Origin of the sequence: Borreliella bissettiae DN127 (assembly GCF_000222305.1) — a bacterium.
GTDB lineage: Bacteria > Spirochaetota > Spirochaetia > Borreliales > Borreliaceae > Borreliella > Borreliella carolinensis.
The window spans coordinates 231,038-243,442 of sequence record NC_015921.1; the positions used below are offsets into that span (position 1 = coordinate 231,038).

Annotated in this window: 11 protein-coding genes; 2 read left to right on the plus strand and 9 right to left on the minus strand. The window is 28.6% G+C overall.

Annotated elements, in window-relative coordinates; translation table 11 throughout:
- Positions 1-12: 12 nt before the first annotated feature.
- Entirely contained in the window at positions 13-2,928 is a 2,916-nt protein-coding gene (locus BBIDN127_RS01115) for an insulinase family protein (RefSeq protein ID WP_014023478.1), read from the plus strand.
- Between the two features lie 34 nt (positions 2,929-2,962).
- Here the strand turns inward: BBIDN127_RS01115 and BBIDN127_RS01120 are convergent, their stop codons facing one another.
- From BBIDN127_RS01120 to BBIDN127_RS01155, 8 genes are all read right to left on the minus strand, one after another.
- Complete coding sequence (locus tag BBIDN127_RS01120) at positions 2,963-3,208, minus strand: type B 50S ribosomal protein L31 (RefSeq protein WP_014023479.1); 246 nt, start codon at positions 3,206-3,208, stop codon at positions 2,963-2,965.
- A gap of 60 nt (positions 3,209-3,268) precedes the next feature.
- A complete protein-coding gene (rho, locus tag BBIDN127_RS01125) occupies positions 3,269-4,816 on the minus strand; it encodes a transcription termination factor Rho (protein WP_014023480.1) in 1,548 nt (515 codons plus the stop codon).
- Positions 4,817-4,894: 78 nt separating this feature from the next.
- Positions 4,895-5,302 (minus strand): bactofilin family protein, encoded by a 408-nt coding sequence (locus BBIDN127_RS01130; RefSeq protein ID WP_014023481.1) that lies wholly within the window; start codon positions 5,300-5,302, stop codon positions 4,895-4,897.
- On the minus strand, positions 5,303-5,629 hold the full coding sequence (locus BBIDN127_RS01135) for an HU family DNA-binding protein (RefSeq protein ID WP_014023482.1): 327 nt from the start codon (positions 5,627-5,629) through the stop codon (positions 5,303-5,305).
- A 12-nt stretch (positions 5,630-5,641) separates the two neighbouring features.
- Positions 5,642-5,899 carry a 30S ribosomal protein S20 gene (gene rpsT / locus BBIDN127_RS01140; RefSeq protein ID WP_002556832.1) on the minus strand — a complete coding sequence of 86 codons (258 nt, stop codon included), beginning with the start codon at positions 5,897-5,899 and terminating at the stop codon, positions 5,642-5,644.
- A 73-nt stretch (positions 5,900-5,972) separates the two neighbouring features.
- A complete protein-coding gene (locus tag BBIDN127_RS01145) occupies positions 5,973-6,806 on the minus strand; it encodes a hypothetical protein (RefSeq protein WP_044054936.1) in 834 nt (277 codons plus the stop codon).
- A gap of 15 nt (positions 6,807-6,821) precedes the next feature.
- Positions 6,822-7,928, minus strand: a complete 1,107-nt coding sequence (gene ychF / locus BBIDN127_RS01150; RefSeq protein WP_014023484.1) for a redox-regulated ATPase YchF — start codon at positions 7,926-7,928, stop codon at positions 6,822-6,824.
- Positions 7,929-7,960: 32 nt separating this feature from the next.
- Positions 7,961-9,967 carry a hypothetical protein gene (locus BBIDN127_RS01155; RefSeq protein ID WP_014023485.1) on the minus strand — a complete coding sequence of 669 codons (2,007 nt, stop codon included), beginning with the start codon at positions 9,965-9,967 and terminating at the stop codon, positions 7,961-7,963.
- Positions 9,968-10,115: 148 nt separating this feature from the next.
- On the opposite strand from BBIDN127_RS01155, the gene lnt reads away from it, so the two are divergent.
- On the plus strand, positions 10,116-11,681 hold the full coding sequence (gene lnt, locus BBIDN127_RS01160; protein ID WP_014023486.1) for an apolipoprotein N-acyltransferase: 1,566 nt from the start codon (positions 10,116-10,118) through the stop codon (positions 11,679-11,681).
- Here lnt and BBIDN127_RS01165 read toward each other — a convergent pair.
- Positions 11,621-12,391 (minus strand): hypothetical protein, encoded by a 771-nt coding sequence (locus BBIDN127_RS01165; RefSeq protein WP_044054937.1) that lies wholly within the window; start codon positions 12,389-12,391, stop codon positions 11,621-11,623. The two genes, lnt and BBIDN127_RS01165, sit on opposite strands and share 61 nt — an antisense overlap.
- Between the last annotated feature and the right edge of the window lie 14 nt (positions 12,392-12,405).

Consider the following 12,405-nt stretch of genomic DNA (forward strand, 5'->3'; position numbering starts at 1 on the left):
TTAAAAACATAAATGAAAAAGAAAAAAATTTTCAAACTAATTTCGAAAACTTATTTAGAAGAACATGATGCAGAAGGATTGTATTTTAAACACGACAGCGGTCTTGAAGTATTTCACTTAAAAAGTGATTCTTTTAAAGAAAATGCATTTTGCATAGCTTTCAAAACAATACCTTCAAACAATACTGGAGTTGCGCATGTTTTAGAACACACAATTTTTTGCGGCTCTAACAAATATAAAATAAAAGATCCATTTCTTTACCTATTAAAGGGAAGCCTAAATACATTTTTAAATGCAATGACATTCCCAGACAAAACAATCTACCCAGCAGCATCAACAATTGAAAAAGACTACTTTAATTTATTTAATATCTATGCCGATTCTATATTTAACCCATTGCTTAAAAAAGAATCATTTATGCAAGAAGGATACAACATAAATCCAAAAGATTTTAAAGTATCTGGAATTGTCTTTAATGAAATGAAGGGTAGCTATTCAAATAAAAATTCTCTAATAAACGAAATAGCAAGTAGTTCTCTTTTTGAAGAAGGAGCATATAAATACGATTCGGGCGGAATCCCAACAAATATTATTGATCTTACCTATGAAAGTTTTTTAGATTTTTATAAAAAATACTATACACTTGAAAACTGCAAAATATTTTTATGCGGAAACACTCAAACTGAAAAAAATCTAAATTTCATTGAAAAATACATAATAAGGCCTTATAAAAAAGAAAAAAGCAATGTTAATATTGACATAAAAAACGTTAAAAGATGGGATAAGGGGAAAAAATTAACATACAAAATTCCTAAAGAAAACGACAATTCTCTTGGGGTATACACAATAAATTGGCTTTGCACAGAAATTAACAATATTGAAGACAGCATTGGTCTTGAAATTCTCTCAGAAATACTTCTGGATGATTCTTGTTCATTCACAGTCAATATCTTAAAAAGCGGAATAGGTGAAGACATAGCCCATATTAGCGGAATCAATACAGATTTAAAAGAATCAGTTTTCTCATTTGGACTCCAAAATGTTGTTGAAAACAAAGAAAAAGAATTTAAAAATTTAGTTTTCAGCGAGCTTAAAAATTTAGTAAAAAATAAAATCCCAAAAGAATTAATAAAAGGAATTCTTTTTGGCTACGAATTTGCTTTAAAAGAAGAAAAGGGACAAAATTTCCCTATTGCCTTAATGATAAAAAGTCTCAAAGGCTGGCTAAATGGCCTGCATCCAATCAAAACGTTGCAAACAAGCTACTATATAAATGAAATTACAAATAAACTGGAAAAAGGAATTTATTACTTCGAAAATTTAATTGAAAAATATCTAATATTTAATAATCACCATACATTAATAAGCTTTGTTCCATCACACGACACAGAAAAGGAAATGGAAGAAGAAATTGAAAAAAAATTAATGGCAAAAGAAATTGAACTCAAACAAAATCCAGAAGAATTTTTACAATTTAAAAAAGACTATAATCAGTTTAAAAAATACCAAAATAAAAAAGACTCTAAAGCAGATATAGCAAAACTTCCCTTACTAAAAATAGAAGATTTGCCAAAAGAAATAGAAAAAAGTTTGAATCTTAATGAAATAAAAGAACTAAATCTACATTCTTTCAAATTTAAGAATAACAATATTTTTAATGTAAATTTATTTTTTAAACTAAATTTTTTAGAAAAAGAAGATTATGTATACCTATCTTTATTCAAAAGAGCTCTCCAAGATTTATCTACAAAAAATTATTCTTACATAGACATTAACAATAAAATCCAAAATACTTTAGGACAAATAAATATATCTGAGAGTTACGACGAGGATATTGATGGGAATATTTTAAATTCATTTAATATTAGCTTTAAATCTTTTAATAATAAAGTTAAAGAATCATTTGAACTGATAAAAGAAATTTTAACAAATATTAACTTTCATGATTATGAGAGATTAAAAGAAATAACACTAAGCTTAAAAAATGATTTTAAAGCCCTATTAATTCCCAAAGGACATCTTTTGGCAATGTTAAGGTCCAAATCAAAACTAAAATTAAACGAATATTTAAAAGAATTGCAAAATGGAATAACAGGTAGAGAATTTTGGCAAAAAGTAAAAACCGATACAGAATCTTTAAAAGAAATTGCAAATAAATTAGACAATTTAAAAAATAAAATAATTTTAAAAAATAATCTATCTGCACTAATAATGGGAAATACTGATGATATTCTTAAAAACTTAGAAAATGAATTTTTCAATCTAAAAGAAAGCCTGAAAGAGAGCAATTATTACGATAGGTTGCTCAATCTTGATACAAACAACAAAACATTGAGAGAAATAATGATCATCCAATCAAAAGTAGCTTTTAATGCTATATGTTTCCCCAGTTACAAAATCAACGATGAGAATTATCCAAAAGCAAACTTTCTAGAACATGTATTAAGAAGTGGAATTTTTTGGGAAAAAATAAGGGTAATGGGGGGTGCATACGGAGCAAGTGCATCAATCGCTAATGGAATCTTCTCTTTTGCGTCCTATAGAGATCCCAATTTCACCAAAACGTACCAGGCTTTCGAAAACGCCTTAGAAGAATTGGCTAATAATAAAATGACGGATGAAGAGATTTATACCTATTTGGTGGGTTTAATAGGGACTAACATCTATATAAAAACTAAAGCTACAGAAGCTTTACAAAGCTATAGAAGAAAAATGCTAAATATTACCGACAACTTAAGACAAGATATTCGAAATGCCTACTTTACAATTACACCGCAAGATATTAAAGAAATATCTGCAAAGATTCTAACACAAATAAGACAACACAACAGCATTGCATCTTTAGTAAATAACCAAACATACGAAGAAGAAAAAAATAACCTAGAAAAATTAATAGGAAAAGAATATAGTGTGAAAAAAATTTATTAATATTTATCAAAATTTTATACAAAAACCCCAATTTTTAGGACTTTTTATATCTTTTATTAAATTTATCAATTCTCCCTGCTGCATCAACAAATTTTTGCTGGCCAGTATAAAAAGGATGGGATTTGCTTGTAATCTCCACAGTGATCAATGGATATTCCTTTCCATCAGTATATTTAATAGTTTCCTTTGAGTTTAGAGTAGACCTGGTTAAAAACATTGCTCCATTTGATCCGTCTTTAAATACCACTAAATTATTTTTAGGATGTATATCTTTTCTCATAAAACCTTCCTCTTAATCTTCAATAAAGTTTAATTGACATTAGAAATAATGTCAATTTATTTAATTACCATTGCTCATTGTCTTTAAAAAAATCTCATTGTTTTTGCTTTTTTTCATCTTTTCTATGAGAACTTCAACTCCCTCGTAATCATCAACACCTCCGAGTATTCTTCTAATAAGCAAAATCTTAGAACGTTCCTCTTCACTAAGAAGTAATTCTTCTTTTCTGGTACCCGACTTTTTAATATTAATAGCAGGGAAAAGCCTTCTGTCTGCCAAACTTCTATCAAGAATTAATTCCATATTGCCGGTACTTTTAAATTCTTCAAAAATAACCTCATCCATTTTACTACCGGTATCAACCAAAGCGGTAGCTATAATAGTCAAACTTCCCCCTTCTTCTATATTTCTAGCAGATCCAAAAAACCTCTTTGGCTTATGAAGAGCATTAGAATCTACCCCACCCGATAAAATTTTACCAGAAGTTGGCATAGTTTGATTATATGCCCTTGCAAGCCTTGTAATAGAATCAAGCAAAATAACAACGTCTTTTTTGTTTTCAACAAGCCTTTTTGCCTTTTCAATAACCATCTCTGCTACCTGAACATGCCTACTAGCCTGCTCATCAAAATTAGATGCAATTACTTCGCCTTTAACGCTACGAATCATATCTGTAACTTCTTCTGGTCTCTCGTCAATAAGCAATATCATTAAAATAACATCTGAATAATTAGTAGTTATTGCATTAGCTATTTTTTGAAGCAAGGTAGTCTTTCCCGCTTTTGGAGGAGAAACTATTAAAGCCCTTTGTCCCTTACCTATAGGCGAAAAAAGATTAATAAGCCTTGTAGAAATATTGCAATTTTCATATTCAAGATTCAATTTCATATTAGGATAAAGAGGGGTTAAATTATCAAAAGGTATTCTGTTTTGAGCAAATGTAGGATCTTGATCATTAATAGATTTAATTTTAACCATTGCAAAAAATCTCTCACCATCTCTAGGAGATCTAATCTGGCCATATAAAATATCGCCTGTCCTTAAATTAAAAAGTCTAATCTGAGAAGGAGAGACGTAAACATCATTGCCTCCTGAAAGATAAGAATTTGATGCTGTTCTCAAAAACCCATAGCCATCACTAAGCACATCAAGCACGCCTGTAAATAAAACATTAATATTATTCTCGCTTAATATTTTTACTAATAAAAATATTAATTCTGTTTTTTTCATTGTTACAGCAATAGTATGATTAGTCCCAAGACCTTCAACAATTTTTCTAACCTCTGTAATTGGCTTATCATAAAGTTTTTCAATCTCTACATAATCTTTACCATTAAAAAACTTGATGATATTACTTTGCTCTAAAGTTTTAAAATTATTTTCTAAACCTGAAGAAGGAATATCATAATCAAATTCAGGAAATACTACACCGTTTGAATCCTTTGCGCTACTTAAATCTGCAGATTTTGCCAAGTTAGATGCAGAATCCTTTTTAGCAACAACTTTAACCACTTTTTTTTTCAAATTATCTTCTATCTTAAACTCTTTAGAAACATCAAACCGCCTTATTTCACTTTCTAAATCAAATCCACCATTTTTTTTATCCATATTTTCCTCTAAGAATTAAATTTTTAAGAAAGGATTTTATAAAAATCTACTTATTATTAATTAATAAAAACACTGACCCTATTGCAAAGTATCTTTTATTTGTGAAACGGTGAAAGAAAATAAATCTACAATTTCATTAGACTTTATCATTTCACACTTCCCATCAAAAATTATATTATCATTAATAAATATTTTTTTTGTTTTTACATCCCCATATATTTTACAACCGCTGTTTAAATAAACTTTACTAGTAGCATTAACATTGCCCTTCAAAATTCCTTCCACTATTAATGTATCACAAATTACCACATTGGTAATAACCTTGCTGTTCTTACCAATAAAAAGCACACCTCCTTTCGAAGATATTTCACCCTCAAAAGAAGAATCAAGATACAAAGTTCCTTCAAATTTTAATTTTCCTCTAAAGGTTAAACTAGAATCCAGCTTACAATCCCATTTATAAGAATCTACAATATTGACCGGCATTTAACCTTTAATACCCCACACTCTCTCTTTCAAGTCCTTGCCTGGACGAAAATAAGCAACATGATGATCCAAAACCTTAACATATTCCCCTGTTTGAGGATTGCGAGCATTTAAACGCCCCTTTCTTTTTCTAACTTCAAATGTACCAAAAGATCTAAACTCAATAACATTATTCGAACAAAGATTACTTTTAAGCTCTTCAAAAAAAGCATCTATTACAAGTCTTATGCATTTTTTTTCTAATTTTAGATTATTATTTCTAATATTTAAAGATATTTGATCAACAATGTCTGACTTAGTAACCTTTGGTCTTCTTGAAAAAGACATAAACTAATTTCCTTACTTTAACAGCAAAACATTTAAACGAGATTTTTTTCTAGCAGCCTTATTTTTATGAATTATTCGCTTTCTAGCAGCAGTATCTAGTTTTTTTGCAACAAACTTAAAAAATTCAATAGCTTCGTCTTTTTTGCCCGCTTTTATCATGTTGATACAGCGTTTTTCTATTGTTTTTAATTCACTTTTTACACTTACATTTCTAATCTTTCTTTTTAAATTTTGACGAGAGCGCTTCAATGCAGATGCATTTTTTCTCAAGTTATACTCCTTAATCATATTATTAAACAACAATTTTAATATATCAACTAATTTAAATATAGTCAATCAAGGCTTAAGTTAATTTGGTGCAATAGTTTTGATTAATATATTCAAAAACCTTTTGCATGGAATAAGAAATTTTTTTATTCAAAATATATACTTTTTTTGTTTGATGATTTCCTTTATACAAAAAGCATAAATAATTTTCATTGTTAAATTCAAATTCTCTAGCAATAAAAATTTTTTCAAAAAATTCATAAAAATAAATTTCACTTTTAAAAATTTTCCTTTCACAAATTGAATCTTTTCTAAACTCGTAAAACAACACCATATTGCTAATAACTGAAAAATCCCCTAATAAAACTTTAATATCAATCAAACAAATAAATAAAAAAATAAATATATTGCTCAATGAAATATAATAAACAAATAAACCAATTATAATGCGAGCTAAAAACATGAAAAGATATGTATAAGACAAATAATATCTTAATGGAAAATTTTCCAATTTTGGGACAAACAAATCTTTTCTTTTGATTTTAAGTTCTTTGAATAATTCACTTGAACCATTACCAGTCCAAAAACAAACCTTAATCTTTTTTTTATTTTTTAATTTTAAAATCAAAACATTGTCTGATAATCTTTTTTCAAACAAAATAATATCATCAAAATCAAAATCAAAATTATAACTTAAAAAAATACCTTTATAATAAATTTTAGATCCTTTAAAAGAAACAGTACAAAAATATCTTAAATAAAAAAAAATTACAAAAAAATTTACTAAAAGAAGCGCCAGAACAAAATAAAAAAAACTTGCATCATAGAAAAACAAATACAGCAAACAAATCACACTATTAAAAACAAACAAACTAATTAATTTCACATTATTGGAAAATAAATTACGCATAATATAAAAATAAATCTATACATTAAATTTAAAAAAGATTACATCTCCATCTCTTACAATATATTCTTTGCCTTCAATTCTAACAAGCCCCTTCTCTTTTAGTTTTTGAACATTTTGATGTTTAAATAAATCTTCACAAGAATAAACTTCTGCTTTAATAAAACCTCTCTCAAAATCACTATGAATTATTCCAGCAGCTTTAGGTGCTCTCATCCCCTGCTTGAATGTCCAAGCTCTAACTTCTTGCAAACCCGCTGTAAAATAGGTTCTAAGACCCAAAGTATAATAAGCTTTTTTAATTAAATTACCAAGGCCGCTACCATTTATTCCAAATAATTCTAACATTTCATTTTTGCAAGATATATCCTTTATTTGAGCAAGCTCAGATTCAATTTTGGCACATAAGATTAAAAAATCATTTCCTTCTTTTAAGGCAATATTTTTTACAATATCTGTATATTTATTGCCGCTAAGTGAATTTTCATCAACATTACAAACATACAAAACTTTTTTAAAAGTCAAAAGATTTAATGATCTAATAAAGTTGTATTCAAAATCATCAAATTTAAACTCAACAGCCGGATTCATATTGCTTAAATGATCTTCAAGTCTTTTTAACATTAAAACAATTGCCTTAGAGGATTCACTAATTTTTTTATCGGTGCTTTTAGCATTTTTCTCTTGTTTTTGAAGACTTTTTTGAACAGTTTCAAGATCAGATAGACAAAGCTCAACATTAATTGTAGTTATATCTCTCTTGGGATTAATATCATCATTAATATGAATAACCTCTTTTTCTTCAAAACATCTTACAACATGAACAATAAGAGAAACTTCGCGAATATTAGCCAAAAATTTATTGCCAAGCCCTTCGCCTGTTGATGCTCCCTTGACAAGGCCTGCAATATCCACAAATTCCATAACAGCAGGAATAATTTTGCCTGGAATAATGCACTCTGCAATTTTTAAAAGCCTTTCATCAGGAATCTCTACTATTCCTATATTTGGCTCAATGGTACAAAAAGGATAATTCGCGATCTCAACATTAGATGATGTCAAAGATGAAAATAAAGTAGATTTACCCACATTGGGAAGTCCCACAATCCCCGCATTAAGTTTCATAACCTAAACCTCTAATAAAATCAAAAAGCAATCTAATTAATAAAATATGCAAACTCCCCTCTTCCTGTCTGTTGATTTATATTTGCCTCAACAGATAAATTAAAATATTTATTGGGCTCTTGGGGGCCTGGATAATAATATTCCAGCAAATAAGTACCTGTTTTTTGTTCTAAAATTAAATCATAAACTTTAGATACTCCTTCATAAGATGAAAAAGGAATTATAGCACCGCCTGTTTCATTAACTAAATACTGAAGCTTACTATTAACAGGATCATTGCCAAATAATATTAAATAAAACCTTATATCATTATTTTTATAATAGCTTACTATTGTATCTAAAGAGTACTTTTCAAAAGCTTTACGATTTAAAATACCACCACTAAAATAAACTACTGCTCTTCTTGAGCTTTTTGACATAAGCCCAGAACCTGCCAACTTCAAACTAACGTCTGTTTTTACAGCATCTGTACTATAAGGGCCAAGAGAACTTGTGTTTCTAATGCTATTTGTCAAGCTTTCAATATTATCTATAATAGGCACACTTGTTGCATTTATAAAACTAAAGTTTTTATTTTTTGATAACTCCATTAAAGCATTCAAACCTACGATTTGATCTAGATCATATTTTTTCATATAAGAAGATTTATCAAAAACAACTGCTATATTAATGTCTTTTGAAGCATTTACATTATACGCTACCTTAGGATTGACAATGTAATAATTTTCATTTGAAATTGAAAAATTTTCACTTTTAAGTCCAACAACTGGTAATCCGCTTTTGCTGCTAACATTAAGCTCAACGTAAATTTTAGGCCCCCCAAGCCTAACTATTCTCCTAACATCAACATTTAAACTGTCATAAAGACTTGAATCACTCTTGTAAACTGAAACTTTGGCATTATTAAAATCTGAGACAATCATCTGATAATTAGCATCCAAAATAGATGAAGAAATTTTAGAATTCATTTTGTCTGCTTTTAATATTTTTGTAATTGTCTTTTTAGCAATATTATATTTATAAACACCATCTTTTGAGGATACAATAACATTGTTGCCGACAAAATCACTACTAAGCCCCTCTATTCCCTCAATAGCAGTAAAAACTGAATACAAATGATTACCACTAGTATCAAAAACTTCAATGGTATTTCTCAGAGAATCTGCAACATAAATGTTTTCATTTAAATACGCAATGCCTGTGGGACCCAAAAGACCATTATAACCTGAAGTCCTAGAGCCAAAATGCAAAATAAAATCGCCCTCAAGCCCAAACTTACTTATTCTTTTATTTCCCCATTCGCTTACATAAATGTAGTTTCTCTTATCAATAGCCATATACTGAGGAGCAAGCAATTCGCCATCTTTTGTACCCTTTTTCCCAATAGAGTTCCTTTTAACTCCAAGAACCTTGTCATAAACACCAATTTCATCACTTGAATAAAGAGTCACATAAAGCAAATTATTAGCTTCAACAACATCATAAGGTGATTTTAAATAACTAAAACCATCTTTAACCAAAGTATTAACATTATTATTAACATCAAAATACAATATTTCATTACCTACAAAGTTAGCAGCATAATATCCGCCGTACTTATCAGCCCTCAAAGATGTAATCTGATACCCGTGAGGCCTTTTATAAATAGAATTATCAAGAGAAGCGACTTTTACAAGTTTTTTAAAATTAAGTTCATAATTTGAAAAAATACCTCTCCTTTGCTCAATAGTAGAAATCAAATGTCTAAGATAGGGAACCTTATAGCCTTGATCTTTTAAATTTCTCCATTCCATTAAAGCCTCTTCAACATAACCCAATCTATAATAAACATTACCAGTCCAAAAATGATAATCAAGATTATTAGGATCAAAGCTTAAAATTTTTTTAAAAGATAAAAGAGCATCATCATAAATTCCATTATTATAAGAATTAAGAGCCCATTTAAACTCTTCTTGAGCATCTTTATTGGTAACTATTCCTTGAGCATGCAAACTAAAAATATTTAAAAAAAACAAACCAATAAAACCAAAAACTAACATAATCCCCTTTACTCTTTAAAGACCTATTATAAGCGTAAATTTTCCAAAAAATAATACAAAAAAATTAATACTATCATATAAAATTATTAATGATAATGTTAAACATATTACATCATTATGTTACTAATAATAGTAAAAAAGGGGAAAAATGAAAACTAGATGCTTTTACCTAGCCGCATTTTCAGGAATTCTTACAACACTTGCAATTCCAAATGAAATTAAAGAAACCGGATACTCAATCCTGGGATTTGTTGCTTATGTACCACTTTTTATAGCCTTAAGCAAACTAGAAGATAAAAAAACATTAATAGGATTAACAGTATTTTACTTCATAATAGCCAACAGCTTGCAAAATTTTTGGCTTGGATTTTTTCATGCATTTGGATGGATTACATTCATCGGGGTGGTAATAGGGTACATTCCATATTCATTAACTTTGGGCTATTTCCTTTATTACTCTTTAAAAAGCTTTAAAAATAAAGCCATGAGCATAACAATGCTTTTTACATTTTATGATTACTCAAGATCAATTGGATTTTTAGCATATCCCTGGGGACTTGCGGCTTTTACCGTAAATAACTTCAATAATTTAATTCAAGTAGCAGACATTTTTGGCGTATTTTTTGTATCATTTGTAGTCTACTTTTTAAACTCGGGAATTGCAGACTTTCTAATCCATAAAAACAAAACAAATTTGCTAAACATAACACTTCCAACATTATTAATAACAGCATCTTTTATTTACGGAATGTTTAAAAAAACAGAGCTAAAAAGCTTATTAGCAAAAGAAATAGACAGCCTAAACATTGCAGCTATTCAACTTAACACTGACCCATGGTTGCCAGGAAATGACAAAAAGGGAATAAGAGATTCTATTGAAATCACAGAACAAGCTTTAAAAGAAAATCCAAAAATAGAATTTGTAATCTGGAGCGAAGGGGTACTAACCTATCCTTTTGGCGAAGAAGATCGATACTTTAAAAGCTCTGACTTGCATAATGAGCTTAAAAATTTTATAAAAGAACGAAAAATCCCATTTGCTATTGGAGCCCCCTCAAATGTGAACAAAACCATAGGGATTCAACAAAATTCTATTTATATGGTAGAGCCAAACCTTAACATTGCAAACATATACTCTAAAATATTCTTAGTCCCTTTTGCAGAAAAAATTCCATTTTACGAATATGAATTTGTAAAAAACTTTTTTTTAAAAAATTTTAGAATTTTAGGACAGATCGAAGGAAATAAAATTGAAATATTAAAATTGAAAAAGTTTAAATTTGCTCCCTTAATATGTTATGACGATGCATTTCCAGAACTTTCAAGGTTTTATAAAACTCAAGGCGCTAATACATTGCTAAATTTTTCAAACGACTCTTGGTCAAAAACAAATTCAGCAGAATGGCAACACTTTGTTGTGGCTAAATTTAGAAGCATTGAAAACGGAATCAAAACTATTAGGGCTACAAACGCAGGAATTACTGCTGTTATCAACGAATACGGAGAAAGCATTAAAAGATTAGAAACTTTTAAAAAAGGATACTTATTATCAACCGTAAAACTGTCCCCAACATTTACAACCATTTATGAAAAAATTGGAGACTTGTTTATACATATATTGGTGATGATGTTTTTAATTACAACACTAAGATTTCAATTTATAGAAGACAAAAACCAATTATTATCGTCCTCTTTAGTAAAAATTAAAGTCTGACGTTCTTTCCAAAATGGAAAATTTTTAGTAACATCATTTTTTTTGGCATTTACATTAACAGAAAAAGAAGTATCGTTTGATTTTGAAATTTTTAAAGACTTTAAATCGTAATAATCATCAACTGATAAATACTCCAACTCATCAGCATCAGCCTTGGATGAAGCGCTTGATAAAGTTGATATAAAATCATTTTTTGATTCAAATTGGCCCATGACATTAACTTTATTTGCAATAACAGAATCAAACAAATCAAAGTTTCTAGAAATTAAAGCTCTTGCAAACTTTCCAAATTGAAACTTAATAATTTTATCTTGATTTTTGATTCTCTCTTTTTGAGCAATGTATTCTATTTTAGGAGCATTTGTAAACTCATTGATTTCTATTTTTTCGTGCACTATTCCAGGTATCTCTTCAAGCTTAACATCTTCAAGCATAACAACCTTGGAATTGTCATCCTTAATCCTAGCATCAAGCTCTTTAACTGCAAGCTTGATATTAACTCCCTTTTTCAAATCTGGATAAATTTTTAAAGCTTTTGCTTGGAAAAGCTTTCCCTTTTTAACTTTACCAACGTTTATATATCTTTGGCCAACCTCGTAATAAAAAATAGCAAGCTCTTTTTGCTTATCAACATAAGAAGAACTACCTTGAGCAAACAAATTCAAAAAAACAAAAGAACATAAAAAATACAGAAGAAATAATCTTCTCATAAGAACCTCCATTA